The organism is Serratia sp. 22278 (assembly GCF_052045405.1).
GTDB classification, from domain to species: Bacteria; Pseudomonadota; Gammaproteobacteria; order Enterobacterales; family Enterobacteriaceae; genus Serratia; species Serratia marcescens.
This window is the reverse complement of the sequence record NZ_JBQEOW010000003.1, coordinates 314,146-339,127: the sequence shown is the minus strand read 5'-3', so window position 1 is coordinate 339,127 and position 24,982 is coordinate 314,146. Positions and strand designations below refer to the sequence as shown.

The following is a 24,982-nucleotide window of genomic DNA, read 5'->3' as shown; positions in this document are numbered from 1 at the left end:
GCGATCGGCGGCCGGACGGAAATCTATTCTGCGCCAGGCAGACGATGAATAGAATTCACGCTGACCGCTAAAACATTGTGCAAAAAGAGGGTTGACTTTGCCCTCGCGAACCAGTTAACTAGTACACAAGTTCACGGCAACGGCCGTGTCGGATGAGAGTTAACAAAGAGAGTCTGCAAATGAACACATACATTTCTCTTCACGGTTGGTGGCGTACCTCCCTCTTGCGGGCGGTGTAATCGCGCATAGCTGTCATCTGACAATGCAGATTTCCTGAGCCCGCACCTGATGCGGGCTTTTTTATGGACAGAATTCACTGGAACCACCGATGATGAACACCAAACCACAACTGACATTGCTGAAGGCGCAAGCCAGCTACCGGGGCGATCCCACCACCCTTTTCCACCAGCTGTGCGGCGCCCGTCCGGCCACCCTGCTGCTGGAGTCGGCGGAAATCAACAGCAAACAGAATCTGCAGAGCCTGCTGGTCATCGACAGCGCGCTGCGCATTACCGCACTGGGCCACACCGTCAGCGTGCAGGCGCTGACCGCCAACGGCGCGGCGCTGCTGCCGCTGCTGGACGAAGCGCTGCCGCCCGAGGTGCGCAATCAGGCGCGCCCCAACGGCCGCGAACTGACCTTCCCGGCGATCGACGCGGTGCAGGACGAAGACGCCCGCCTGCGTTCACTGTCGGTGTTCGACGCGCTGCGCACGCTGCTGACCCTGGTGGACTCCCCGGCGGACGAGCGCGAAGCCGTGATGCTGGGCGGCCTGTTCGCCTACGATTTGGTCGCCGGGTTCGAGGACCTGCCGGCACTGCGCCAGGATCAACGCTGCCCGGATTTCTGCTTCTATCTGGCGGAAACCCTGCTGGTGCTTGATCATCAACGCGGATCGGCCCGTCTGCAGGCCAGCGTCTTCAGTGAGCAGGCGAGTGAAGCGCAGCGTTTGCAGCATCGCCTGGAACAGCTGCAGGCTGAGTTGCAACAACCCCCGCAGCCGATCCCGCACCAAACGCTGGAAAACATGCAGCTGAGCTGTAACCAGAGCGACGAAGAGTACGGCGCGGTGGTCAGCGAGCTGCAGGAAGCGATCCGCCAGGGCGAGATTTTCCAGGTGGTGCCGTCGCGCCGCTTCACCCTGCCGTGCCCGGCGCCGCTGGCGGCCTACCAAACCTTAAAAGACAACAACCCCAGCCCGTACATGTTCTTCATGCAGGATGATGACTTCACCCTGTTCGGCGCTTCGCCGGAGAGCGCGCTGAAATACGACGCGGGCAATCGCCAAATCGAAATCTACCCGATCGCCGGCACTCGCCCACGCGGCCGCCGCGCCGATGGTTCGCTGGATCTGGATCTCGACAGCCGCATTGAGCTGGAAATGCGCACCGACCACAAAGAGCTGGCCGAGCACCTGATGCTGGTCGATCTGGCGCGCAACGATCTGGCGCGTATCTGCCAGGCCGGCAGCCGCTACGTGGCCGACCTGACCAAGGTGGACCGCTATTCATTCGTCATGCACCTGGTTTCCCGGGTGGTGGGCACCCTGCGCGCCGATCTCGACGTGCTGCACGCCTACCAGGCCTGCATGAACATGGGCACCCTCAGCGGCGCGCCGAAAGTGCGGGCGATGCAGCTGATCGCCGCCTCCGAAGGCACGCGCCGCGGCAGCTACGGCGGCGCGGTGGGCTACTTCACCGCCACCGGCGATCTGGATACCTGCATCGTCATTCGCTCCGCCTACGTTGAAGACGGCATCGCCACCGTGCAGGCCGGTGCCGGCGTGGTGCTGGATTCCGTCCCGCAGGCGGAAGCCGACGAAACCCGTAATAAAGCCCGTGCCGTGCTGCGCGCCATCGCCACTGCGCACCATGCCAAGGAGGTGTTCTGATGGCCGATATCCTGCTGCTCGACAACGTCGATTCCTTTACCTACAACCTGGTCGATCAGCTGCGCGCCAGCGGCCACCAGGTGGTGATTTACCGTAATCAGATCGCCGCCGAGGTGATCATCGAGCGTCTGCAACAGATGGAACAGCCGGTGCTGATGCTGTCGCCCGGTCCCGGCACGCCGTCCGAAGCGGGCTGTATGCCGGAACTGCTGCAGCGTCTGCGCGGCCAACTGCCGATCATCGGCATCTGCCTCGGCCACCAGGCGATCGTCGAAGCCTATGGCGGCCAGGTCGGCCAGGCGGGCGAGATCCTGCACGGCAAAGCCTCGGCGATCGCTCACGATGGCGAAGGCATGTTCGCCGGTATGGCCAATCCGCTGCCGGTGGCGCGCTACCACTCGCTGGTCGGCAGCAATATCCCGGCCGATCTCACCGTCAACGCCCGTTTCGGCGAAATGGTGATGGCGGTGCGCGACGACCGCCGCCGCGTGTGCGGCTTCCAGTTCCACCCGGAATCGATTCTGACCACCCACGGCGCGCGCCTGCTTGAGCAGACCCTGGCCTGGGCGCTGGCGAAGTAATATAAGGAACACGACGATGCAACCTATTCTTGAGAAACTGTACCGCGCCGAGTCGATGAGCCAGCAGGAAAGCCAACAGCTGTTCAGCGCCATCGTGCGCGGCGAGCTGGAGCCGAGCCAACTGGCGGCGGCGTTGATCAGCATGAAAGTCCGCGGCGAGCGCCCGGAAGAGATCGCCGGCGCCGCCAAAGCGCTGCTGGACGACGCTCAGCCGTTCCCGCGCCCTGACTATCTGTTCGCCGATATCGTCGGCACCGGCGGCGACGGCACCAACAGCATCAATATTTCCACCGCCAGCGCCTTCGTGGCGGCGGCGTGCGGCGCGAAGATCGCCAAACACGGCAACCGCAGCGTCTCCAGCCGTTCCGGCTCTTCGGATCTGCTGGCGGCGTTCGGCATCCGCCTGGATCTGCCGGCGGAAGAAGCGCGCAAGGCGCTGGACGATCTCGGCGTGTGCTTCCTGTTCGCGCCGCAGTACCATACCGGTTTTCGTCACGCCATGCCGGTGCGCCAGCAGTTGAAGACCCGCACGCTGTTCAACGTGCTGGGCCCGCTGATCAACCCGGCGCGCCCGCCGCTGGCGCTGATCGGCGTTTACAGCCCGGAACTGGTGCTGCCGATTGCCGAAACCCTGCGCGTGCTGGGTTATCAGCGTGCGGCGGTGGTTCACGGCGGCGGCATGGACGAGGTGGCGATCCACGCTCCGACGCACGTAGCGGAATTGAACAACGGCGAAATCAGCAGCTACCAGCTCACGCCGCAGTCCTTCGGATTGGAAACCTATCCGCTGGAAGCCTTGCTGGGCGGCACGCCGGAAGAAAACCGTGACATTTTGGCGCGGCTGTTACAAGGTAAAGGCGAGCCGGCGCACGCCGCGGCGGTCGCGGCCAACGTCGCGTTGCTTCTGAAGTTATTCGGACATGAAGACCTGCGCCAAAATGCGCGGCAGGCACTGGATATGATCAACAGCGGGCAGGCCTATGAGCGTGTCATCGCACTGGCGGCAAGAGGATAAATGATGCAGGAAACCGTGCTACACAAGATTGTCCGCGACAAAGCGCAATGGATCGCGGCGCGACAACAGCAACAGCCCCTGGCCGGCTTTCAGAACGACATCGTACCGAGCGAACGCAGCTTCTATCACGCGCTGCAGGGCACCCGGACGGCTTTCATTCTCGAATGCAAGAAGGCCTCGCCTTCCAAAGGGCTGATTCGCGAAAACTTTGATCCGGTAGAGATCGCCACGGTGTATAAAGATTTCGCCTCGGCGATCTCGGTGCTGACCGACGAGAAATACTTCCAGGGCAGCTTCGATTTCCTGCCGCTGGTCAGTAAAACCGTCAGCCAACCGGTGTTGTGCAAAGACTTTATCATCGATCCGTATCAGATTTACCTGGCGCGCTACTATCAGGCCGATGCCATCCTGCTGATGCTGTCGGTGTTGACCGACGACCAGTATCGCCAGCTGGCGGCGGTGGCTCACAGCCTGAATATGGGCGTGCTGACCGAAGTGATCAGTGAAGAAGAGCTGCAGCGCGCGATCGCGCTGGAAGCGCGCGTGGTCGGCATCAATAATCGCGATCTGCGCGATCTGAGCATCGATCTGGACCGCACTCGCCAACTGGCGCCGCGCGTGCCGCATGGCGTGACGGTGATCAGCGAGTCAGGCATCAACAACTATGGGCAGATCCGCGAGCTGAGCCATTACGCCAACGGTTTCCTGATCGGTAGCGCGCTGATGTCTGAACCCGATCTGCGCGCCGCCGTGCGCCGCGTGATCCTGGGCGACAACAAAGTGTGCGGCCTGACCCGTCCGCAGGACGCCGCCGCCGCGTATCAGGCCGGCGCCATCTACGGCGGGCTGATTTTCGTCGGCCGTTCACCGCGCTATGTGGATATCACCCGCGCCCGCGAAGTGATCTCCGGCGCGCCGCTGAAGTATGTCGGCGTGTTCTGCGACGCCCAGGTCGATACCGTGGCGTTGACCGTTGAGCGCCTCGGCCTGCATGCGGTGCAATTGCACGGCGCGGAAGACCAGGCTTATATCAACGCCCTGCGCGCCCGCTTGCCGGCTGATTGCCGCATCTGGAAAGCGCTGAGCGTGAAAGATCGGGTGCCGGCGCGCGATCTGCAGCATGTCGATCGCTACCTGCTCGACAACGGCGCCGGCGGCACCGGCCAACGCTTCGACTGGTCGGTATTGCAAGGCGAAGATCTGACTAACGTGATGCTGGCGGGCGGCCTGCGCGCCGACAACTGCGTCGAAGCGGCCAAGCTCGGCTGCGCCGGGCTGGACTTCAACTCCGGCGTGGAAAGCGAACCGGGCATCAAAGATCCCGCGCGCCTGGCCTCGGTCTTCCAGACCCTGCGCGCCTACTGAATACGGCTCTATATTAATAACGGATAATAACGGGAACTCTCATGACGCTGCTTAACCCCTACTTCGGCGAATTTGGTGGCCAATACGTGCCGCAAATTCTGATGCCGGCCCTGAAACAACTGGAAGAAGCCTTTGTCAGCGCCCAGCGCGATCCGGCGTTTCAAGCGGAATTTATCGATCTGTTGAAGAACTACGCGGGCCGCCCGACGGCGCTGACGCTGTGCAAAAACCTCACCGCCGGCAGCAACACCAAGCTTTATCTGAAGCGTGAAGACCTGCTGCACGGCGGCGCGCACAAGACCAACCAGGTGCTGGGCCAGGCATTGCTGGCCAAGCGCATGGGCAAAACCGAGATCATCGCGGAAACCGGCGCCGGCCAACACGGCGTCGCGTCGGCGCTGGCCTGCGCGCTGCTCGGCCTCAAATGCCGCATCTATATGGGCGCCAAAGACGTCGAGCGCCAGTCGCCGAACGTGTTCCGCATGCGGCTGATGGGCGCGGAAGTGATCCCGGTGCACAGCGGCTCCGCCACCCTGAAAGACGCCTGCAACGAAGCGTTGCGCGACTGGTCCGGCAGCTATGAAACCGCGCACTACATGCTCGGCACCGCCGCCGGCCCGCATCCGTACCCGACTATCGTGCGTGAATTCCAGCGCATGATCGGCGAAGAAACCAAAGCGCAGGTGCTGGAGCGCGAAGGTCGTCTGCCGGATGCGGTCATCGCCTGCGTCGGCGGCGGCTCCAACGCCATCGGTATGTTCGCCGACTTTATCGATGATGCCGATGTCGGGCTGATCGGCGTGGAACCCGCCGGTCTGGGCATCGAGACCGGCCAGCACGGCGCGCCGCTGAAGCACGGCCACGTCGGCATCTACTTCGGTATGAAAGCGCCGATGATGCAGACCGCCGAAGGCCAGATTGAAGAATCCTATTCAATCTCCGCCGGGTTGGACTTCCCGTCCGTCGGGCCGCAACACGCCTTCCTGAACAGCATCGGCCGCGCCGAATACGTGTCGATCACCGACGACGAAGCGCTGGAAGCGTTCAAGGCGCTATCGCGCCATGAAGGCATCATCCCGGCGCTGGAATCCTCGCACGCCCTGGCGCACGCGCTGAAAATGATCCGTGAAACGCCGCAGAAAGAACAGATCCTGGTGGTCAACCTGTCCGGCCGCGGCGACAAAGACATATTTACCGTTCACGACATTTTGAAAGCACGGGGAGAAATCTGATGGAACGTTATCAGCAACTGTTCAAACGCCTGGAAAGCAACAAGGAAGGCGCCTTCGTCCCGTTCGTGACGCTGGGCGATCCTAATCCGACGCTGTCGCTGCAGATTATCGATACCCTGATCGAAGCCGGCGCGGACGCGCTGGAGCTGGGCATCCCCTTCTCCGATCCGCTGGCGGATGGCCCAACCATCCAGAGCGCGACGCTGCGCGCTTTCGCCGCCGGCGTCACGCCGACCCAGTGCTTCGAGATGCTGGCGGCCATCCGCCAGAAGCACCCGACCATTCCCATCGGCCTGCTGATGTACGCCAATCTGGTGTTCCATAAAGGCATCGATGCGTTTTACCAACGCTGCGCCGAAGTGGGCGTGGATTCGGTGCTGGTCGCCGACGTGCCGTTTGAAGAGTCTGCGCCGTTCCGCGCCGCCGCCGCTCGCCACGGTATCGCACCGATCTTTATCTGCCCGCCGAACGCCGATGACGATCTGCTGCGTGAAATCGCGTCGCACGGCCGCGGTTACACCTACCTGCTGTCGCGCGCCGGGGTGACCGGCACCGAAAGCCGGGCGCAGTTGCCGTTGCATCACCTGGTGAACACGCTGCGCGAGTATCACGCCGCGCCGCCGCTGCAGGGCTTCGGCATCTCCGAACCCGAGCAGGTGAAGGCGGCGCTGCAGGCCGGCGCCGCCGGCGCGATCTCCGGCTCGGCAATCGTCAAAATCATCGAACAGCACCATGCCGACCCGGCGGAGATGCTGACCAGGCTGGCGGCCTTCGTCAGCAATATGAAGCGCGCCACCCGGGCGTGATCCTCTTTAGCGAGCGCCCTGTCGGCGCTCGCTTTAACAGCTTGTTTCCCCTCAAAGTTTGTTCCATTTATTTACATCAAAAATTTGAACAAACCCAGGTCTTGTCTCACAATGAACGTTGTTCGCTATGCATTTCTTCGTTTGATTTGGGGAATGCGCTCGCTGCGGCGAAAAACCGTAGCGAATTTCAACCATAACATTGCATGGAGAGTAATTTATGAAGCTGTTTAAAACCCTTTCAGCCTTGTGCATGGCAGCCGTTGTGGCGGTCGCGGTGAGCGCTTGCGCGCCGACGGCAAAATCAGAGGGAACAGGCGGTTATATCGATGACACCGTGGTCACCACCAAAGTGAAATCGGCGTTGCTGGCGGATAAAAACATCAAGTCACGCGAGATCAGCGTAGAAACCTTTAAAGGGCGCGTACAGCTGAGCGGCTTCGTGACCTCCAGCGATGACGCCAACCGTGCGGTGCAGGTCACACGCGGCGTGGCCGGCGTGAAATCGGTTGAAAACGTGATGCAGGTTAAATAATACCGACACAGGGAGGCGCAACGCCTCCCTGCTTGCGGCCTTCATCAGAAGCGGTAACCCGCCCCGAACATGAACACCCACGGATCCAGACGCGTATCGAAGCTGTGGTGCCCACCGTTCGCATCGTTGAAGCGAGTTTTGGTTTCGATGTTCATCCACCACACCGACATGTTCAGCATCCAGTGCTCATCCAGGTTGTAATCCAGGCCAGCCTGCGCCGCCACGCCCCAGGAATCTTTCAGATCGAGGTCGCTCAACCCGGCGCTTTTGCCGTAGTCGTTGAACTTCTCGTCGAAGAAGGTGGTGTAGTTAACGCCGACGCCCAGGTAAGGACGCAGTTTGTCCTGCTTGTCGCCGAAATAGTATTGCGCCATCAGCGTAGGCGGCAGTTGGTGAACGGTCGCCAAATCAGTGCCGCCCAGCGTCACCTTGTGGCGGAATGGCGTTGCGGCCAACAACTCAACACCGATGTTGTCCGTCACCATGTAACCGAAGGTCAGACCGAGCTGAGTGTTGTTTTTCGCATCCAGCGAACCCAACCCCAGTACGTTGTCCGAACCTGCATTTGGACGCACCGTCGCGGTGCCCGCGCGGAACAGGAAATCACCGGCCTGATGCGCACTTGCCAACATAGGCGCCATCATCGTCGCCAATACCATCAGAGTTGTCTTTTTCATTATCCATTCCATTTGTGTGGTTAATCGCTCGAGGGGGAATATACCTACTTTCGGGTATTTGTGATCCCATCGAGATCACATCTTATGTGTAAAAATTTAAAATCCCACCAAAAACAAGGTTACCTAACCGTCTAATAAATCAAGGATTGATCTGCATCAAAAAAACGATTTTGTTGCAAATTATCTACATGTTCAAATTTCTGTTGCGGAGAAAAATGCGGCTGAGGTAATTTCATTTTCCGTGTTGGTTTTGGTTGGTGCCGTGAGGAGTCGGTGGGCAATCAAGATGAGCGAAATCCTTAATCCCTGTGTCAGCTGCGGCGCATGCTGCGGTTATTTTCGAGTGTCATTCTATTGGGCCGAAGCCGAAGACGGCGGCGGCACCGTTCCCCTTTCCTTAACAGAGCCTTTGACCCCGTTCCTGCGCTGCATGCAGGGGACCAACAGCAAGTCCCCCCGCTGCAGCGCGCTGGACGGTGAAATAGGTAAAGCCGTTTCCTGCTCGATCTACCTTAATCGGCCCAGCCCGTGCAGGGAGTTCGATCAGTCCGGTGAAAACGGCCTGCGCAACGAAGCCTGCGATCGCGCCCGGGAACGCTACGGCCTGCCGCCCTTGCCGGTGCCCTTGCCGCTATCGCTGTCTGACGCGACGATCGTTGAAGAAATAGGCGTAGTGCAATTCGCGGGGTGCCACAGCGGCGTGGAACAGGGTACAATCACCCACTGATTTATCTCTGTTTTCCCGACGCCAAGGAGTCTGCATGCCTATCACGGCCAACGCTTTGTACCGTGACAGTTTTAACTTTTTACGCAACCAACTGGCCAGCATCCTGATGCTGGCTTTGTTGACGGCGTTTATCTCCGTGCTGCTGAATCAGGCCTTCAGCCCTGATGCCGAACAGTTGGCGACGCTCGCTGCCACCACCAGCGATTTTGCTTCGTCTACCGGCATGGGCATTCAGGAAGTGATCCAGCAGATGACGCCGGAACAGCAGATGGTGTTGCTGAAAGTGTCGGCGGCCGCCACCTTCTCTGCGCTGGTCGGCAACGTGCTGCTGGTCGGCGGGATGCTGACGCTGATCCGTCTGGTGTCGCAAGGGCAACGCACCAGCGCCCTGCGCGCGCTCGGCGCCTCGGCGCCCGACTTGCCGCGCCTGCTGCTGCTGCTGTTTATCTGCACCCTGCTGATCCAGCTCGGCCTGACGCTGTTTGTGGTGCCGGGCGTGCTGATGGCGATCGCCTTCGCGCTGGCACCGGTGATCGCCTCCGTCGATAAAAAAGGCGTGTTCGCTTCGCTCAAGCTGAGCAGCAAATTGGCCTTCGCCAATGCGCGCGTGCTGGTGCCGGCGATGATGCTGTGGCTGGCGGCCAAGCTGCTGGTGCTGTTCCTGGTGAGCCATCTGTCGGTGCTGACGCCGAACGTCGCCAGCGTGGTGCTGACCGCGTTGAGCAATCTGGTCTCCGCTCTGCTGCTGATCTACCTGTTCCGGCTGTATATGCTGCTGCGCGGCTAACGCCGGCGTCAGCAAAAACCAAGGGGCGCGCTTCGGCGCGCCCCTTTTTTTGTTTACCCCACCACGGCGGCTTCCGCCTGCTCCTTACTCTGAATCAGCTTCAGCGCCAGATACAGATCCGGCACCAAAATCAACTCTTTATCGCGCCCTAAGCGGTTGATGCGGAACCAACGCGTCAGCTCGGTGCGGCGCCCCGCCAGCACCAGCTTTACGTTACGCTGTAACAGGTCGCGTTTCAGTTCGTCGATGGCCGCCAGCACGCTGATATCGGCATGGGTGAAACTGGCCACCGCATCCACCACCACCCAACGTGGCTGGAACGGTGTGCCGTCGACCAAATTGAGGATACGGCGTTTGAAATACGCCACGTTGAAATAGGTCAGCGGCGAATTGAAGCGATACATCATGACGCCAGGTACCGCCTTCACCCCATTGTTATTGCCCATGGAATGGATCATGCCTTCATCGTTGACGCCCAGCAGCTGTTCCGTCGGCCGGAAGACGGTGCGCAGAAACTGCATCAGCCCCAGCAACACCGCCAGCCCGATGCCGCTGATCACTCCCACCAGCAGCACGCTGAGGAAGGTAAACAGCGCCAGACGGAACGCCTGCGCGTTGCGACGGCGCAAGATCCAGATGCCACGGATGTCCAGCAGCGACCAGGCCGCATACATCAGCACCACACCCAATCCCGCCACCGGAATAAACTGCAGCGGCGCCATCAGGAACAGCAAGACAAAGGCGATGACCGCGGCGGCGATGATCGACACCAGTTGGCTCTTGCCGCCGTTGGCATCATTCACCGCGGTGCGCGAATCCGCGCCGCTGATGGCGAAACCTTGCGACAGCGCAGAGACGATATTCACCAGCCCCAGCGCGCGAAACTCGGCGTCGGCGTTCACCTCATAACCGTTTTTGGCGGCGAAGCTGCGGGCGGTGAGCATCATGCTGACAAAGCTCACCACCGCCAGGTTAAGCGCCGGGATCACCATGTCGCGCAGCAAACCGGGCTGGAAGTCCGGCCACTGGACGATCGGCAGCACGCCGCTGAAACCGCCCACCGTCACCACGCCATGCTGCTGCAGGCCGCCCGCCCAGGTCACGAACGCCGCCAGCACGATAGCGAACAGCGGCGCCGGCCAGTTAGGCCGCCATTTTTTAAATCCAAGCAGCGTCACCAGCGTCAGCAACGACACCGCCATCGTCAGCCAGTCGCTGTGCAGCAAGTTACCGGGCAGCGCATAGATGCGCTCGATCAGCTGTGCCGGGCGCACCGTGAACCCCAACACCTTGCCGATCTGATCGACAATAATGGTGATCGCCACCCCGTTCAGCAGCCCGCTGAGGATCGGCCGCGACAGCAAATCCGCCAGCGCCCCCAGCTTGAACCGGCTGGCCAGCAGGCACCAGCCGCCCATCATGGCGGTCATCATAATGGTCAGTTGCCAATGGCGTTCCATATTGCCCGCTGCCAGCGGCGTCACCACTGCGGCGATCACCGCGCAGGTGGCGGCGTCGGGCCCGACGATCAGCTGGCGCGACGAGCCGAACAGCGCGTAGGCCATCATCGGCAAGATACAGGAGTAGAGCCCCACTACCGGGCTGACCCCGGCCAGTTCGGCGTAGGCGATAGCCACCGGGAGGGCGACGGCGGCGACGGAAAGGCCGGCGCGAATATCCGGCTTGAGCCAGCTGCGTTGATAGCCCAATAAATGCGTCAAACCAGGCGTCAGGGCCTGGAGAGATTTCCACTGCATGTTGTTTTCCGCGGTAAATTATCTGGTTATTATGACGCTTACTATGCGGCCTGCGGCCCGCGCTGGCAATCTGCCGGCGCTTTCTTGCGTAAGTTTATGCAAATTCCTGCTTTCGCGGCAGAAATCCGCCGGCCAAACGCCGATAATCGGCAACGCCCGGCGGTACACAGAGCTCGCCGAATCCGGTATAGTCGGCCGATGAACAGATGATGGATTGATTTATGAAGCAGTTTCTTGATTTCCTCCCGCTAATTGTCTTTTTCGCTTTTTACAAGCTGTACGACATTTACGTCGCTTCCGGCGCGTTAATTGTCGCCACCGCGCTGGCGCTGGTGTTCACCTGGGTGAAATACCGCAAGGTCGAGAAGATGACGCTGATCACCTTCCTGATGGTGCTGGTGTTCGGCACCCTGACGCTGGTGTTCCACAACGATTTGTTCATCAAATGGAAGGTCACGGTGATTTACGCGCTGTTCGCGCTGGCGCTGCTGATCAGCCAATGGGTGCTCAAAAAACCGCTGGTTCAGCGCATGCTGGGCAAAGAGCTGACGCTGCCGGACAAAGTGTGGAGCAACCTTAACCTGGCCTGGGCGATCTTCTTCCTGGCCTGCGGCCTGGCGAACATCTATGTCGCCTTCTGGCTGCCGCAAAGCGTCTGGGTCAATTTCAAAGTCTTTGGCCTGACGGTACTGACGCTGGTCTTCACCCTCCTCAGCGGTATCTATATTTACCGGCACATGCCGGAAGAACAGAAAAAATAGTTACAAAATTGTTAATGCCTGCGGCGCTTGCCGCGGGCAGTATGATGTTATTCCCTCCTTTTAAAAGCAGACTGCTATGACACAACAACGACCTTTACCCAGCGGCGAGCTGGTGCTGCGCACGCTGGCGATGCCGGCCGATACCAATGCCAACGGTGATATCTTCGGCGGCTGGCTGATGTCGCAAATGGATATCGGCGGCGCCATCCAGGCCAAAGAGATCGCCGAAGGGCGCGTGGTGACGGTGCGCGTAGACGGCATGACCTTCCTGAAACCGGTGGCGGTAGGCGACGTGGTTTGCTGCTATGCGCATTGCATCCGCACCGGGCGCAGCTCGATCACCATTAATATCGAAGTGTGGGTAAAGAAAGTTTCTTCCGCCCCGATCGGCCAGCGTTACCGGGCGACCGAAGCGGTGTTCACCTATGTGGCGGTCGATGCGGAAGGCAACTCGCGCGCGCTGCCCGAGGGCAAAATGAACTTCCGCGTCGGCTTCGAAGAGTAAGCCTGCGGCTGCGCCGCAAATGCAACAAGGGTCGCCTCGGCGACCCTTTCTTTTTGGTGTGACCGAACTCAGTTCAATTCGGTGGTGCCGTTCAGCTTGAAGCGGATAGTGACGGTGCGATCTTTCGCTTCTTTGGCTTCATAGCGCCATTTACGCATCGCCTGCTTCACTTCACGCTCGAACATATTGCGCGGTTCGGCCGACAAGATACGCACGTTGCTGACGCGCCCGTCGCTGTCGATATCGAACTGTACCCGCACGTTGCCTTCGATCTGCAAAGCCTGAGCCCGCGGTGGATAGAGCGGATTGGCGCGGCTGATCGGCCTCGGCCCGACCTCGCGCGAGTTGCCCTGCACCGGCGCGGCAGGCGCCTGTTTCACCGGCGCTTTGTCGATCGGCTTGGCCGGCGAATCGTTGTTGAACGGCGACGGTTCGCGCGGCTCGACTTTTTTCGGCTCCGGTTTGACCTGTTTTTCGATCTTCGGCTTCGGCTTAGGTTTTGGTTTCGGCTTGACCGGCTCCGGCTTCACGATCGCCTTTGGCGGCGGCTCCACGATAGGTTCCGGTTCTGGCTCCGGCTCAGGTTCGACCTGCGGCGGCTCCGGCTCGGCCGGCGCCGGCGGTGGCGGTTCGGCCATCGCGGCGGTGTTGACCATCATGACGCTGATCGGCGCGTCCTCTGGCTTCGGCAGCTCCACCACTTCTTTTACCGAAGCGTAAAGCAATCCCGCCACCAGGGCGCTGTGCAAGCCTACGGATAAGACGAAAGGCACGGATATACGGCGATTAAGGAACATCTTTTTTAGCGGCATAATGATTCTGTTTCCTCTGGTTCGCCAAGTTTAAATGCAAATAGCAATCATATTCAATAACGAAAGGCAAACTATCGCTTTAATCGTCAGTATGCGCGGCTAAAACCAGCAAACTCATAAGGATATTAACCTGGCCGTTGCTTTTTTACCGCCGGGGCGACACGCTTCATTAACGTTTGGCCAGGCGTCAAAAAGTAAAAAACCCGCCGGAGCGGGTTAATTGCGGTGAGTCAGCGTTATTCTTCATCGCCATAGTAAAGCACGCCCAGCTTGATCAGCGGCCGCCCTTGCGCCTTACGGTGCAGGTTGGTGTCACGCAGCGAATAGACGCAGCCGCAGTATTCCTGCTGATAGAAGCGTTCGCGCTTGCTGATCTCTATCATGCGCGACGAACCGCCCTTCTTGCGCCAGTTGTAATCCCAGTACACCAGATCGGGATACTTTTCCGCCGCGCGGATGCCGCAGTCGGTGATCTGCTGCATGTTCTTCCAACGCGAGATGCCCAGCGAGCTGGAGATAGTGTCGTAACCATGCTCATGCGCATACAGCGCCGTGCGCTCGAAACGCATGTCAAAACACATGGTGCAACGAATGCCGCGCTCCGGCTCATTCTCCATCCCCTTGGCGCGGGCGAACCAGTTGTCGGTGTCGTAATCGGCATCGATAATCGGCACCCCGTGCTGCTCGGCGAAACGGATGTTCTCTTCTTTACGCAGCAGATACTCTTTTTGCGGGTGAATGTTGGGGTTATAGAAGAAAATGGCGTACTCGATCCCGGAGGCCTGAATCGCTTCCATCACCTCGCCGGAACAGGGCGCGCAGCATGAATGCAGCAGCAGTTTTTTTTTGCCCGCCGGCAAATCGAGTTTTTCCCTTACCAGTTCCGTCATGTCCTCACCTCAATGGCATATCAGTTTAAGCGCGCCGCACTATACGAATAAAAAGTAGCGGCTTCAAGGCATAAGCGCCAATCCGCCGGGAAATTCGCCCGATGCCGTTCCCCTGCCGCGCCTTTTGCGCTACCTTGGTAGCACCGTTTTATAGCCATGATTTTAAAGGTGAAACATGCTTTATCTGATCTACGCGCAAGACGTCCCCAACTCGCTGGAAAACCGTCTGGCGGTGCGGCCGGCGCACCTGGCGCGCCTGCAGGCGCTGCGCGACGCCGGCCGCCTGGTGGTCGCCGGCCCTAACCCGGCCATCGACAGCAACGATCCCGGCGCCGCCGGCTTTACCGGTTCGACGGTGATCGCCGAATTCGCCTCGCTGGCGGAAGCCCAGGCCTGGGCGCAGCAGGATCCGTACGTCGCCGCCGGCGTCTATGCCGACGTGACGGTGAAACCGTTCAAACAGGTGTTCTGATCTCCAGCCCTCCGAATACCGGGAACGCCCCGCGATACAGCGTTCCCGGCGCTAGCCACATCTCTGCGTCACCGTCGTGCTCGATTCGTCTTCCCCACGCGACCGATATTCATGTTCCCCCCCGTAAATACTCACCGATGACGCTTTCCAGCATCGCCACCGCCGGTTGGCTGGCGGCCGTGGCAGAACGGAGCAGTTGCACTTCATGTGGTGCGACCGACGGCAATTCGTCGAGTATCCGCATCGCCGCCGAAACCCGTGCGCGGTCAAGCAGCGTGACGGCCAATCCCGCCTCGATGGCAGCCGCCACCACGCTGGCCGACGGGCTGCTCACAACCACTCGCCAGTGCCTTCCCGCCCTGGTCAATGCATCGATCATAGCCTCACGATAAGGGCAATCGGCGGCATGCAACGCCAGCGGCAGTGGCCGGTTAGCCTGCAGCGCCAGCGAACGGCCTCCGGCCCACACTGGCGCAGTCACCGCGAGCGGTGTCTGGCACTGTTTCCCCGAAGGTTGAACCACCAGCGCGAGATGCAGCCGATTACGGCCAACTTGCTCCGCCAGCGCCTGACTGGCAGCGGTAGAGACCTCCAGCTCCACCGCGGGGAAACTGTCGGTAAACCGCGGCAAAATATGGCGTATCACATGAGAAGCGTACTCATCAGGCAAGCCCAATTTGATATGGCCGCTTAGCGGCGCGCCCTGCAGTTCCCGCAGAATATCGTCATGGGCGCTCAGCAGCCCGAGCGTCGAGGCCAGCAGCTTGTTTCCCAACGGCGTCAACGCCACGGACTGATTGTCACGCTCCAGCAGACGGCCGCCCGCCACCTGTTCCAGACGCCGGATATGCACGCTCACGGCGGCGGGGCTGCGATTGACAAATGCCGCCGCCGCGCGAAATTGCCCCAAACGCGCAATAGCGTGAAAAGTGCGTAAGAGATCGATATCCAATGTCGGCCGCATGATTTAACCTCATTAAACAACTGGGCGAAAATTATTCGATTTATTAAATTATAGCCACTCACTACCATCGGGCGGAAAGGAGGTGACCATCATGTCCCTGGCACCATTTCGCCCCTCTTCCCGCTGCGGCAAACATCGCGGCAGAGCCGCCCTCTGGCTGGCTGCGGCCGAGATCCTGCTGATCGTGGCCTGGAGCTCCGGCTTCGTCGGCATCCGCTTCGCCGCCGATTACGCGCCGGTGTTGCTGGTGGCGTTCTGGCGCTGCGTGGTGGTCGCGTTCGTGTTGCTGCCGCTTAGTCTGCGCGCCATCAGGCGCGCATCTCCGCTGACGATAGCTGTTCACGCCGGGATTGGGTTGCTCGCCATGACCGGTTACCTGACCGGCGTCAGCAAAGGCATCGAATATGGCGTGCCGGCCGGGTTGGCCGCGCTCATCGCCGATTTGCTCCCGCTCGGCACCGCGCTGCTGAGCATGCTGTTACAACGCCGCTTGCCCGATGGCCGCGTTTGGTCCGGGTTAGCCTTGGGAGTTAGCGGGGTAGCGCTGGCGACCGGCAGCGCCATCTCATGGGGAGACGCCCCATTGTGGAGCTACCTGTTGCCGCTGGCGGGGATGCTGTCGCTGGCGCTGGCAACGCTGTGGCAGGAACGGCTGCCGCGAACGCAAGCAATGAGTTTGCCAGCCGCGCTGGGGATACAAAGCGCGGTTTCCGCGCTGGCTTTCGCCGCCATGGCCGGCGCGGAAGGCCCGCTACTGCCAACGGTAACGACGGGGTTTGTGATCGGCGTGCTTTGGACCGCGCTACTGGCGACCCTGGCCGGCTACGGTCTGTACTGGTTTTGTCTAAGGCGCACTTCTGCGCTGCGCGTGACGAGCCTGCTGTTTCTCAGCCCCTTCGTCACCTTCTGCTGGGCAGGGTTAATGTTCAATGAACCTCTTTCCTGGCCCATGTTGCTAGGCGCGGCGGCGGCAGGAAGTGGTTTGTGGCTGCTCATCCGTCCCGCCGGGCGTGATGAGCCCAAAACAGCGCAACACGCTGAAAAATGACGGATAAGCGAATGGTGGCGCCGTTACGCGACGAGTTTCCCCCGTACCACCACCTTGCCCGGCTTGATCTCGGGGTCGGCAATACGACGGATCGCCAGATTCAACGCTTGCCAGGCGATCTCTTGCAAGTCGTGTGACACGCACGGGAAATGAAAACCGTAGATCTCAGCATGTGAAACCTCATCGATGCTGAACAACGACACGTCCTGCATCAACGGCAGCCGATGTTCGATGCAGGCTTTGATAATGCCCAGGGAGATCTGGTTATTGCAGCCAACGAAAAAGTCCGGGGCGCGGTTGTTGGCCAGCCAACGGCTCGTCTCTTGCCAGGCGATATCCATAAAGAAATCGGCATACAGCACTTCAAACGACGCCACTTTCCCTTGCAGCGCCGCCTGCAGCCCTGTAACCCTGTCCCGTGCAACGTTGGAGTTCTCCGGCCCGGACACCACCACCACCCGCTGCGCTTTCTGTTCCAGAAGCCAGCGCCCCGCCTGAAGGCCGCAGTCCAGGTTATCGATATACACTCCGCTGCAGTGGCGATTGTCCAGCTCACGGTCGATCAATACCACCGGGATATTCAATGTTTCCAACCGCTTTAGATAGGAAGGCTGGTACAGATGATCGTTGGAAATGACCGAGAGAATGATCGCATCGACGTTGTAGCCAATCAGTTTGTCGATGATTCTGTCTTCGCTTTCCTGTGACTCATAGGAATCGAACACCAGAGTGTCATATCCCATTTTTTGCGCTTCAAGCGTCATCAACCGCGTCAGGCCGCCAAAGAACGGGTTGGCCATATCAGGGTTGACGATGCCGATGGTTCTGCTGCTTTTCGCCCGCAGATTGCGCGCCGCAGCATTGACCACATAACCGAGTTCGGCAGCGGTCTCCCGAATGCGGCGCAGCGTTTCCGGATGAACCTTGTCCGGCTGTGAAAATGCCCGCGACGCGGTGATTTTACTGACGTTTGCCTGTGCGGCCACGCTAGCCAGCGTCGCTTTCCGTCCTCGCCCCACCGCCAAATGCAGCTCCTTAGCTTAAGGTTATCATTTTGTACCATTAACAACATCATGACAGAACTTTCATCGTCGCGCTAATGGTTTACGCCTGCCAGGCGGTTAATCCGGGGATCGGTAAAGATATCCAGCTCGTCACGGCTCTCGGAAGAAAACTCGGACACCACCGCGCCCCGCTTCCCCGCCTGAAACCAGTGCCGGGTATTGGGCGCGATGGTGTATTGTTCGCCAGGCCGCAAGAGGATATAGCGATTGCAGGTATACCAAGGCTCCGCGCCCTCCGGCACCCGGCATACCGGTTCACCGCCGGCGTCATTAAGCGTCAGGTTTTCATCGTCGACAAACAGAAACACCTCGCCCCAACGGCAGCGAAACGTCTCTTGCTTGCCGGGCGTGCCGGCGAAAGGAGGATGCAAATGCTCTGGGCAAGTCTGCTCAGGAAACAGCACCAACTCTTTCGCACAATACCGAGGTGAGTTGACATAGGTCAGCAGTTGCAGCCCTGAGACGGGATAGTCAGCCAAGCCAAACGTCGCAATTTCAATACGTTGCTGCTCTTCTTCGGTCAGAATAATGTCCGCCTCGCGCAAGTATTCCAGCGTAGCGGCTATGGCACGTTGTTGTTTGCTCATCATTTCCCCTGCAAAGTAACGGTATCGATATCAGCATGCTGATATTAAAACCGTCATTGCATCGCCGATTTTGTGATCTTCATCCCCATATTGAATAACAACCCACCAGCAAAATTAACTCCCGTCGAGTAATTCCAACATCGATCACAGTTTAACCCCCCGCTTTAGCCCACTATCGCCGCATTGAAATGATATCGTTACCATAAAAATGATTCACCAGGAGGCAATATGAAAGCATTAGTGTTGGCCAAAGCGGGGGAAATCGCTATTGAGGACGTCCAGCTTGCCGAAACGCTGGGGCCCGATGATGTGCAGATAAAAATTCATTCCGTGGGCATCTGCGGCAGTGATGTGCACTATTACCAACATGGCCGCATTGGCCCGTTCGTGGTTAACGCCCCGATGGTGCTCGGCCATGAGGCCTCCGGCGTAGTGCTCGCGACAGGTAAAAACGTCACTCATCTCAGCATCGGCGATCGCGTTTGCATGGAGCCCGGTATTCCGGATCTCAACTCGGCCCAGACGCGCGCCGGCATTTACAACCTTGATCCGGCCGTGCGCTTCTGGGCGACGCCGCCGGTGCACGGCTGCCTGCGCGAAACCGTCATCCACCCCGCCGCCTTCACGTTCAAATTGCCGGACAACGTCAGTTTTGCTGAGGGCGCCATGGTGGAACCCTTAGCCATCGGCATGCAAGCGGCCACCAAAGCCGGGATCAAACCCGGCGATATCGCGCTGGTGATCGGCGCCGGGCCGATCGGCGTGGTCACCGCCCTCGCGGCGCTGGCGGGCGGCTGCTCGGACGTCATTATTTGCGACCTGTTTGACGAAAAACTCGCCGTGGCGGCCAGTTATGAGGGGCTGCACGCCGTCAATATCAAAACCGGCGACCTGGCGGGGAAAGTGGCCGCGCTCACCAGCGGCAATGGCGCCGATGTCGTGTTTGAATGCAGCGGCGCCAAACCGGCTATCGCTACGCTGGCCGAACATGCGGCGCCAGGAGCGACCGCCGTGCTGGTCGGCATGCCGATCGATGCCGCGCCGATGGATATCGTCGCCGCGCAGGCCAAGGAAATCACCTTCAAGACCATTTTCCGCTACGCCAACATGTACCCGCGCACGCTGCGGCTGTTGAGCAGCGGCAAATTGCGCGTCCAGCCGTTGATAAGCCAAACCTACAAGTTCTCCGACAGCGTGGCCGCCTTCGAGCGCGCGGCGGCGGGACATGCCTCGGACATCAAAATCATGCTGGAAATGGAGTGATCCTATGGCGCTCTATGCTGGCATAGACTGCGGTACGCAAGGCACGAAAGTCGTGATTGTCGACAGCACACAGGGCGTGATCCTCGGTGAGGGCAACGCCCCTCACCGTCTCATCAGCCAAGCCAATGGCCGGCGCGAACAGGAGGCCGACTGGTGGATTGAGGCGCTGGTCATCGCTTTTCGCCAAGCCGTGACTAACGCCGGCGTTGATGCACGGGAGATTCATGCTCTGGGGGTCTCTGGCCAACAACATGGGTTTGTGCCGCTGGACGCAGACGGCAACGTGCTGCACAGCGTCAAGCTGTGGTGCGATACCGAAACCGCAGAGGAAAACGAACGGCTCCTGCAGCAGCTCGGCGGGGCCAACGGCTCGCTGGAAACGCTCGGCCTGCGGATCGCCACCGGTTATACCGCGTCAAAAATCCTTTGGTTCAAGACACACCATCCGGCGCTCTGGGCAAAACTGCACACCGTGTTGTTGCCCCATGACTACTTGAATTTCTGGCTGACCGGGGAGCGCGTAGCGGAATATGGCGACGCTTCCGGCACCGGATTGTTCGATGTGCGCACCCGTCGTTGGAGCAAATCCGCGGTCGATCTCATCGACGACAGCGGCCGCCTGTGGCAGGCCCTGCCGCCGCTCAAAAGCGCGGAATGCTGCATCGGCACGGTGCGCTCCGCCGCCGCGGAAAAACTCGGCCTCGGCCCAACGGTGCGGGTATCGACCGGCGGCGGCGACAACATGATGGCGGCCATCGGTTCCGGCAACATCGAGGCCGGCACCCTCACCCTGAGCCTGGGCACCTCCGGCACGCTATTCGCCTGGTCTGCCGCCCCCGTCACGGCGGAATCGGACATGATTGCCGGCTTCTGCTCCAGCACCAATGGGTGGCTGCCATTGATTTGCACAATGAATGTCACCTCGGCCACCACTGCAGTACAAACGCTGCTGGACGAAGACCTTGCCGGCTTTAACGGTTTATTGGCGCAGGCCTCGCCCGGCGCAGGCGGTGTCGAGATGCTGCCGTTCTTCAATGGCGAACGCGTTCCGCCGTTGCCCCACGCGCGCGCCAGTCTGCATAACCTCGATAGCGACAATTTTACCCGCGCCAATCTCTGCCTGGCGGTGGTCGAAAGCGCCACCTATGGCCTGCGCTATGGCATCGAGCTGTTTCGCCGTCAGGGCATTGAAGCGCGCGAGATCCGCCTCACCGGCGGCGGCGCCCGCAGCGCCGCCTGGCGACAAATCGTCGCGGACGTGATGGGGTGCCCGGTAGTCTGTCTGAAAGCCAAAGAGACCGCCGCGCTGGGCGGCGCCATTCAGGCGATGTGGGCGACGACGTTGGCCGACGATCCGCAGCGGAACGCCGGCGCGTTGCTGGCCGAACTGTGCCGGCGTTTCGTTGCGCTGGATGAAACCACGCGCACACGGCCACATGCCGGCAGAGAGGCGCAATACGAGACGCTTTATCAACGGTACCTGCAACGCTTGCAGCAGACCTATCCGGAGGTGCAACTGTGACGCGAGATCCCCAGACGCAAGCGCCCGCCTACCTGCTGGAGGTCAGCGGCGTCAGGAAAGCTTTTGGCCCGGTCGTGGCGCTCAAGAATGCGGAGTTTTGCCTGCGGCGTGGATCCATCCATGCCCTGTGCGGCGGCAACGGCGCGGGAAAATCCACCTTTCTCAGCATTCTGATGGGCTTTATTCAACCCGATGGCGGCGACATTTTTATCAATGGCCAACGCTGTGAATTTCATCATCCCCGGGAAGCCCTCAACGCCGGCATCGCCATCGTGCAGCAGGAGCTGAGCGCGATCCCGGATCTGACGGTGGCCGAAAACATTTGGCTGGGCCGTGAGCCGAGACGCCTGGGGTTCGTCGATTTCGCGACGCTCAACCAGCGCACCACCAGCTTGCTCAAGGAACTCGATTTCAAGATCGACGCCCGAGAGAAAATGCGCAACCTGAGCGTCGCCGAGCAGCAGTTGGTCGAGATCGCCAAAGCGCTGTCGCATGCCAATGCCGACATCATCATCATGGATGAACCCACCTCGGCGATTGGCGAGGAGGATGCGCAAAAAATCTTTCAGACGCTTCAGCAACTGGCGGCGAAAGGTAAAGGCATTATTTACGTCTCTCACCGTTTGTCAGAGATATTCCAAATCGCGGACAGCTACACCATTTTCCGCGACGGCGCCTATATCCATGAAGGCTATATCGCTGACATTACCCGTGAGCAGCTGATCGAACACATTATAGGCGGCGAGTACGACAGCGAGTTCGCCAAATTCAACCAGCCCGGCGAAGAGGTCTTGCTAGAGGTCAACGGCCTGTGTTGGCGCAGCAAGATAAAGGATATCAGCCTGCAACTGAAGCACGGTGAGATCCTGGGCATCTACGGCCTGGTGGGATCGGGCCGCAGCGAGTTTCTCGATCTTATCTTCGGCATTCAGCATGCCGACAGCGGCACGATCCGCTTGGGCGACAAGACGCTTAACCGCCATTCCCCGCGAGAGGCCATCGACAGCGGCATTGCCTACGTGACGGAAGATCGCAAGGAAACCGGCCTGGTGCTGTGCCGTTCCGTCAGTGAAAACATCAATATCGCCTCTTTTGCCGGCATCAGCCGAATGGGGTTCGTCAGCGAAAAACGGGAGCAAGCGCGAACCCGCGACATGATCCAGCGCTTCAACGTTAAAACCCACGATGGCGAACAACCCGTGGGCAACCTGAGCGGCGGCAACCAGCAAAAAGTGGTGCTGGGCCGCTGGGCGCTGCTGGATCCGGAGGTGTTGTTGCTCGACGAGCCGACGCGCGGCATCGACGTCGGCGCCAAGAAAGAGATCTACCGATTTATGTCGGAGTTCGCCTTGCAAAACAAGGGGATCATCATGGTTTCCTCCGAGCTTTCGGAAATTATCGGCATGAGCGATCGCATATTGGTGTTTCGTGACGGGCAGTTGGCCGGCGAGCTTTCGGCGGCCGATGCGAGCCAGGCAGCACTGATGAAACTTGCGGTTTAACAGAGAGAGAAAAAAAATGAGCAGCGCCCACTCCTTATCACCAGGAATTTCATTTTTCACCCGCAATAAACGCCGTATGCACAAATACGGCATTATCATCGCCTTCTTCGCGCTGTGCCTGATCGTGGCGCTGATTGGCGAATATCAGGTCGCCCAGGGGGCCTGGAGCAGCAATTATTTTCTCAGCAATGAAAACACCCTGATCGTCCTGCGTCAGGTCTCGATCAACGGTATTCTGGCGATCGGCATGACCTTCGTCATCATTACGGCCGGCGTCGATCTCTCCGTCGGCTCGGTGCTGGCGTTAAGCGGGATCGTCGCCGCCCGTTTCGCCACCAACAACAGCGGATTGGCTATCGGCGACACCGCGACCGCCGTCATGGCGCCGCTGATCGTGGCGCTGGGCATCGGCATCGTCTGCGGCCTGGTGAACGGCACCGTGCTGGCTCGTTACCGGTTGCAGCCGTTTATCGTCACCATGGGCATGCTCTCCGCGGCGCGCGGGTTAACCATGTTGACCACCAACGGCAATCCGGTATCGCAATTGAACAGCGATTTCCGCTGGTTAGGCAATGGCTATGTCGGCGGCGTTCCGGTGCCCGTCATCATCTTCATCGTGCTGTTCGCCCTCGCCTGGCTGGTGCTGAATAAAACCCTCTTCGGGCGTTACATCTACGCCGTCGGCGGCAACCCGAAAAGCGCGCGCACCTCGGGGATTAACGTCACCCGCATCAAAATACTGGTGTATACGCTGTGCGGCGCGCTGGCCGGCATCGCCGGCCTGATCCTTACGGCACGCACCGGTTCGGCGCAGACCAACGCCGGCGCAGGGTATGAGCTGGACGCCATCGCGGCGGTGGTGATCGGCGGCACCAGCATGGCCGGCGGCGTCGGTACGCTGGTCGGCACTTTCTTCGGCGTGCTGATTATCGGGGTGATGAATAACGGCCTCGATCTGCTCGGCGTGCAATCGTATTACCAACAAATTATCAAAGGCGCATTGATCGTTCTTGCCGTATTGCTCGACCCATCGCGTAAGCAACAGCGCGATTAATAACATCAGACCCAACTCTACCAGGAGAAAACCATGAATAAGACCAAGATAGCGTTGTTTGCCTCTGCCATGATGCTCGGTAGCCTGTCGGCGGCTCAGGCCGCCCCGGTAAAAATCGCGGTATTGATGTACGGCAACAAAGCCGAGTTCGTGCAATTGATGGAAAGGTTCGGCAAGGAACACCCGGCGGTGAAAAGCGGCGAAGCCGTACTGACTTTCTACGATGGGCGTTATGATGCATCGGTGCAAAACGATCAGGCCGCCACCGCTATCCAGACGCGCGCCGATGCCATTATCGTCAACCCGATGGATTTTGAGGCCAATATCGATATCGTCACCAATGCCAACGAAGCCAAAATCCCGGTGGTGGTCACCAACGCGCGCCTGAACACGGACGCGATGACGTCTGAAGTGGTGTCTAATGACGAGTTGGGGGGATACCTGGAAGCCAAAGCCGTCCTGGACAAACTCGACTGCAAGAGCCGGAAGGTGAACGTGGTGATTATCGAAGGCCCGAAAGGCGGCAGCGGCGAGATCCAGCGCGGCAAAGGCAATGATAAAGCGATTGCCGAGTGCGGCGCCGGCCAGGTCACGGTACTTGAGCGCAAAACGGCCAACTGGTCACGCGCGGAAGCGCAGCCGCTGATGGAAAACTGGCTGCAGAAACACCGGGGTAAAATCAACGGCGTGATTGGCCAGAACGACGAGATGGCGCTGGGCGCTATCGAAGCGATCAAAGGCGCCGGCCTGAATGTGAAGGACTTCGCGATTGCCGGCGTTGACGGCGTCTCTGACGCGATTCATGCGGTGCAGGCCGGTGAAATGGTCTCTATTCTGCAAGATGCCAAAGGCCAGATGCAGGGTTCCATCGACGTCGCGCTGCGCGCCGTGAAAGGTGAAAGCTATCAACCGCAGTCGGACATCTGGAAGCAGTACGCCAAGGATCTGAAATGGGAGGGCGGCACGCAGAAGCATTACTACATTCCGTGGACCGTCGTTACCGCAGAGAACGCCCAAGCGCTGTTGGACGCCCGTAAATAATTCTCCCGCCCCCTGCCTTCAGGGGGCCCCGCAGGGGCGCTTGCCTGCGAACAAAAAAAAAGCCAGCACGGAGTGGCTGGCTAAAAAGTTCTTCGAGGGAATATCTTGTGCGATAAACATACGCCTT

At 59.8% G+C, this 24,982-nt stretch carries 23 protein-coding genes, 1 pseudogene and 1 other annotated feature; of the genes and pseudogenes, 17 read left to right on the top strand and 7 right to left on the bottom strand.

Annotated elements, in window-relative coordinates:
• The first annotated feature begins 200 nt into the window (after positions 1 to 200).
• Positions 201 to 304 (top strand) — a sequence feature (Trp leader region).
• 24 nt (positions 305 to 328) lie between these two features.
• The 6 genes and pseudogenes from ACTJJ6_RS09000 to ACTJJ6_RS08975 all read left to right on the top strand — a co-directional run bounded on the left by ACTJJ6_RS09000 (position 329) and on the right by ACTJJ6_RS08975 (position 7,422).
• Positions 329 to 1,891 carry an anthranilate synthase component 1 gene (locus ACTJJ6_RS09000; RefSeq protein WP_049190685.1) on the top strand — a complete coding sequence of 521 codons (1,563 nt, stop codon included), beginning with the start codon at positions 329 to 331 and terminating at the stop codon, positions 1,889 to 1,891.
• A pseudogene (gene trpD, locus ACTJJ6_RS08995) lies at positions 1,891 to 3,487 on the top strand (bifunctional anthranilate synthase glutamate amidotransferase component TrpG/anthranilate phosphoribosyltransferase TrpD). The gene ACTJJ6_RS09000 and the pseudogene trpD overlap by 1 nt, the downstream one beginning before the upstream one ends.
• 3 nt (positions 3,488 to 3,490) lie before the next feature.
• Positions 3,491 to 4,852 (top strand): bifunctional indole-3-glycerol-phosphate synthase TrpC/phosphoribosylanthranilate isomerase TrpF, encoded by a 1,362-nt coding sequence (gene trpCF, locus ACTJJ6_RS08990; protein ID WP_172962824.1) that lies wholly within the window; start codon positions 3,491 to 3,493, stop codon positions 4,850 to 4,852.
• A gap of 41 nt (positions 4,853 to 4,893) precedes the next feature.
• The gene (trpB, locus tag ACTJJ6_RS08985) at positions 4,894 to 6,084 is read left to right on the top strand and encodes a tryptophan synthase subunit beta (protein WP_016927517.1); all 1,191 of its coding nucleotides are present in this window, start codon (positions 4,894 to 4,896) and stop codon (positions 6,082 to 6,084) included.
• The gene (gene trpA, locus ACTJJ6_RS08980) at positions 6,084 to 6,890 is read left to right on the top strand and encodes a tryptophan synthase subunit alpha (protein ID WP_016927516.1); all 807 of its coding nucleotides are present in this window, start codon (positions 6,084 to 6,086) and stop codon (positions 6,888 to 6,890) included. The genes trpB and trpA overlap by 1 nt, the downstream gene beginning before the upstream one ends.
• A gap of 217 nt (positions 6,891 to 7,107) precedes the next feature.
• Positions 7,108 to 7,422, top strand: a complete 315-nt coding sequence (locus tag ACTJJ6_RS08975; protein ID WP_016927515.1) for a BON domain-containing protein — start codon at positions 7,108 to 7,110, stop codon at positions 7,420 to 7,422.
• Between the two features lie 44 nt (positions 7,423 to 7,466).
• Here ACTJJ6_RS08975 and ompW read toward each other — a convergent pair whose 3' ends face one another.
• Positions 7,467 to 8,099 (bottom strand): outer membrane protein OmpW, encoded by a 633-nt coding sequence (ompW, locus tag ACTJJ6_RS08970; RefSeq protein ID WP_016927514.1) that lies wholly within the window; start codon positions 8,097 to 8,099, stop codon positions 7,467 to 7,469.
• Between the two features lie 286 nt (positions 8,100 to 8,385).
• Here ompW and ACTJJ6_RS08965 point away from each other — a divergent pair, with 286 nt between their 5' ends.
• A complete protein-coding gene (locus ACTJJ6_RS08965; protein ID WP_049299411.1) occupies positions 8,386 to 8,826 on the top strand; it encodes a YkgJ family cysteine cluster protein in 441 nt (146 codons plus the stop codon).
• 34 nt (positions 8,827 to 8,860) lie between these two features.
• Complete coding sequence (locus tag ACTJJ6_RS08960; protein ID WP_016927513.1) at positions 8,861 to 9,613, top strand: YciC family protein; 753 nt, start codon at positions 8,861 to 8,863, stop codon at positions 9,611 to 9,613.
• Positions 9,614 to 9,666: 53 nt separating this feature from the next.
• Here the strand turns inward: ACTJJ6_RS08960 and ACTJJ6_RS08955 are convergent, their stop codons facing one another.
• Entirely contained in the window at positions 9,667 to 11,370 is a 1,704-nt protein-coding gene (locus ACTJJ6_RS08955) for a SulP family inorganic anion transporter (protein WP_016927512.1), read from the bottom strand.
• 221 nt (positions 11,371 to 11,591) lie between these two features.
• On the opposite strand from ACTJJ6_RS08955, the gene ACTJJ6_RS08950 reads away from it, so the two are divergent.
• Positions 11,592 to 12,131: a septation protein A gene (locus ACTJJ6_RS08950; protein ID WP_016927511.1), complete on the top strand. Its 540-nt coding sequence runs from the start codon at positions 11,592 to 11,594 to the stop codon at positions 12,129 to 12,131.
• 76 nt (positions 12,132 to 12,207) lie between these two features.
• On the top strand, positions 12,208 to 12,636 hold the full coding sequence (gene yciA, locus ACTJJ6_RS08945; protein WP_004932085.1) for an acyl-CoA thioester hydrolase YciA: 429 nt from the start codon (positions 12,208 to 12,210) through the stop codon (positions 12,634 to 12,636).
• A 68-nt stretch (positions 12,637 to 12,704) separates the two neighbouring features.
• Here yciA and tonB read toward each other — a convergent pair whose 3' ends face one another.
• Entirely contained in the window at positions 12,705 to 13,448 is a 744-nt protein-coding gene (gene tonB, locus ACTJJ6_RS08940; RefSeq protein ID WP_193842833.1) for a TonB system transport protein TonB, read from the bottom strand.
• Between the two features lie 236 nt (positions 13,449 to 13,684).
• Positions 13,685 to 14,338, bottom strand: a complete 654-nt coding sequence (locus tag ACTJJ6_RS08935) for an epoxyqueuosine reductase QueH (protein ID WP_016927509.1) — start codon at positions 14,336 to 14,338, stop codon at positions 13,685 to 13,687.
• 175 nt (positions 14,339 to 14,513) lie between these two features.
• Between ACTJJ6_RS08935 and ACTJJ6_RS08930 the strand changes: the two genes are divergently transcribed.
• Positions 14,514 to 14,810: a YciI family protein gene (locus tag ACTJJ6_RS08930; RefSeq protein ID WP_016927508.1), complete on the top strand. Its 297-nt coding sequence runs from the start codon at positions 14,514 to 14,516 to the stop codon at positions 14,808 to 14,810.
• A gap of 109 nt (positions 14,811 to 14,919) precedes the next feature.
• Here ACTJJ6_RS08930 and ACTJJ6_RS08925 read toward each other — a convergent pair whose 3' ends face one another.
• Positions 14,920 to 15,774 (bottom strand): LysR substrate-binding domain-containing protein, encoded by an 855-nt coding sequence (locus tag ACTJJ6_RS08925; RefSeq protein WP_049299414.1) that lies wholly within the window; start codon positions 15,772 to 15,774, stop codon positions 14,920 to 14,922.
• A 91-nt stretch (positions 15,775 to 15,865) separates the two neighbouring features.
• On the opposite strand from ACTJJ6_RS08925, the gene ACTJJ6_RS08920 reads away from it, so the two are divergent.
• A complete protein-coding gene (locus ACTJJ6_RS08920; RefSeq protein ID WP_049299417.1) occupies positions 15,866 to 16,822 on the top strand; it encodes a DMT family transporter in 957 nt (318 codons plus the stop codon).
• Between the two features lie 23 nt (positions 16,823 to 16,845).
• Here the strand turns inward: ACTJJ6_RS08920 and ACTJJ6_RS08915 are convergent, their stop codons facing one another.
• Positions 16,846 to 17,847: a LacI family DNA-binding transcriptional regulator gene (locus tag ACTJJ6_RS08915; protein ID WP_049299419.1), complete on the bottom strand. Its 1,002-nt coding sequence runs from the start codon at positions 17,845 to 17,847 to the stop codon at positions 16,846 to 16,848.
• A 71-nt stretch (positions 17,848 to 17,918) separates the two neighbouring features.
• On the bottom strand, positions 17,919 to 18,473 hold the full coding sequence (locus ACTJJ6_RS08910) for a D-lyxose/D-mannose family sugar isomerase (RefSeq protein ID WP_143779060.1): 555 nt from the start codon (positions 18,471 to 18,473) through the stop codon (positions 17,919 to 17,921).
• Between the two features lie 228 nt (positions 18,474 to 18,701).
• Here ACTJJ6_RS08910 and ACTJJ6_RS08905 point away from each other — a divergent pair, with 228 nt between their 5' ends.
• From ACTJJ6_RS08905 to ACTJJ6_RS08885, 5 genes are all read left to right on the top strand, one after another.
• Positions 18,702 to 19,736 carry an NAD(P)-dependent alcohol dehydrogenase gene (locus ACTJJ6_RS08905; protein WP_004932112.1) on the top strand — a complete coding sequence of 345 codons (1,035 nt, stop codon included), beginning with the start codon at positions 18,702 to 18,704 and terminating at the stop codon, positions 19,734 to 19,736.
• Positions 19,737 to 19,740: 4 nt separating this feature from the next.
• Positions 19,741 to 21,258 (top strand): xylulokinase, encoded by a 1,518-nt coding sequence (gene xylB, locus ACTJJ6_RS08900; protein ID WP_143779061.1) that lies wholly within the window; start codon positions 19,741 to 19,743, stop codon positions 21,256 to 21,258.
• Positions 21,255 to 22,760: a sugar ABC transporter ATP-binding protein gene (locus tag ACTJJ6_RS08895; RefSeq protein WP_016927502.1), complete on the top strand. Its 1,506-nt coding sequence runs from the start codon at positions 21,255 to 21,257 to the stop codon at positions 22,758 to 22,760. The genes xylB and ACTJJ6_RS08895 overlap by 4 nt, the downstream gene beginning before the upstream one ends.
• A 76-nt stretch (positions 22,761 to 22,836) precedes the next feature.
• Complete coding sequence (locus ACTJJ6_RS08890) at positions 22,837 to 23,814, top strand: ABC transporter permease (RefSeq protein WP_016927501.1); 978 nt, start codon at positions 22,837 to 22,839, stop codon at positions 23,812 to 23,814.
• A 33-nt stretch (positions 23,815 to 23,847) separates the two neighbouring features.
• Positions 23,848 to 24,855 carry a substrate-binding domain-containing protein gene (locus ACTJJ6_RS08885; protein WP_016927500.1) on the top strand — a complete coding sequence of 336 codons (1,008 nt, stop codon included), beginning with the start codon at positions 23,848 to 23,850 and terminating at the stop codon, positions 24,853 to 24,855.
• The last annotated feature ends 127 nt before the right edge of the window (positions 24,856 to 24,982 follow it).

Bases quoted from the DNA above. Each gene is read 5' to 3' on its own strand.
- ACTJJ6_RS09000 (WP_049190685.1), top strand. From the start codon at position 329: ATGATGAACACCAAACCACAACTGACATTGCTGAAGGCGCAAGCCAGC.
- trpCF (WP_172962824.1), top strand. From the start codon at position 3,491: ATGCAGGAAACCGTGCTACACAAGATTGTCCGCGACAAAGCGCAATGG.
- trpB (WP_016927517.1), top strand. From the start codon at position 4,894: ATGACGCTGCTTAACCCCTACTTCGGCGAATTTGGTGGCCAATACGTG.
- trpA (WP_016927516.1), top strand. From the start codon at position 6,084: ATGGAACGTTATCAGCAACTGTTCAAACGCCTGGAAAGCAACAAGGAA.
- ACTJJ6_RS08975 (WP_016927515.1), top strand. From the start codon at position 7,108: ATGAAGCTGTTTAAAACCCTTTCAGCCTTGTGCATGGCAGCCGTTGTG.
- ompW (WP_016927514.1), bottom strand. From the start codon at position 8,099: ATGAAAAAGACAACTCTGATGGTATTGGCGACGATGATGGCGCCTATG.
- ACTJJ6_RS08965 (WP_049299411.1), top strand. From the start codon at position 8,386: ATGAGCGAAATCCTTAATCCCTGTGTCAGCTGCGGCGCATGCTGCGGT.
- ACTJJ6_RS08960 (WP_016927513.1), top strand. From the start codon at position 8,861: ATGCCTATCACGGCCAACGCTTTGTACCGTGACAGTTTTAACTTTTTA.
- ACTJJ6_RS08955 (WP_016927512.1), bottom strand. From the start codon at position 11,370: ATGCAGTGGAAATCTCTCCAGGCCCTGACGCCTGGTTTGACGCATTTA.
- ACTJJ6_RS08950 (WP_016927511.1), top strand. From the start codon at position 11,592: ATGAAGCAGTTTCTTGATTTCCTCCCGCTAATTGTCTTTTTCGCTTTT.
- yciA (WP_004932085.1), top strand. From the start codon at position 12,208: ATGACACAACAACGACCTTTACCCAGCGGCGAGCTGGTGCTGCGCACG.
- tonB (WP_193842833.1), bottom strand. From the start codon at position 13,448: ATGCCGCTAAAAAAGATGTTCCTTAATCGCCGTATATCCGTGCCTTTC.
- ACTJJ6_RS08935 (WP_016927509.1), bottom strand. From the start codon at position 14,338: ATGACGGAACTGGTAAGGGAAAAACTCGATTTGCCGGCGGGCAAAAAA.
- ACTJJ6_RS08930 (WP_016927508.1), top strand. From the start codon at position 14,514: ATGCTTTATCTGATCTACGCGCAAGACGTCCCCAACTCGCTGGAAAAC.
- ACTJJ6_RS08925 (WP_049299414.1), bottom strand. From the start codon at position 15,774: ATGCGGCCGACATTGGATATCGATCTCTTACGCACTTTTCACGCTATT.
- ACTJJ6_RS08920 (WP_049299417.1), top strand. From the start codon at position 15,866: ATGTCCCTGGCACCATTTCGCCCCTCTTCCCGCTGCGGCAAACATCGC.
- ACTJJ6_RS08910 (WP_143779060.1), bottom strand. From the start codon at position 18,473: ATGAGCAAACAACAACGTGCCATAGCCGCTACGCTGGAATACTTGCGC.
- ACTJJ6_RS08905 (WP_004932112.1), top strand. From the start codon at position 18,702: ATGAAAGCATTAGTGTTGGCCAAAGCGGGGGAAATCGCTATTGAGGAC.
- xylB (WP_143779061.1), top strand. From the start codon at position 19,741: ATGGCGCTCTATGCTGGCATAGACTGCGGTACGCAAGGCACGAAAGTC.
- ACTJJ6_RS08890 (WP_016927501.1), top strand. From the start codon at position 22,837: ATGCACAAATACGGCATTATCATCGCCTTCTTCGCGCTGTGCCTGATC.
- ACTJJ6_RS08885 (WP_016927500.1), top strand. From the start codon at position 23,848: ATGAATAAGACCAAGATAGCGTTGTTTGCCTCTGCCATGATGCTCGGT.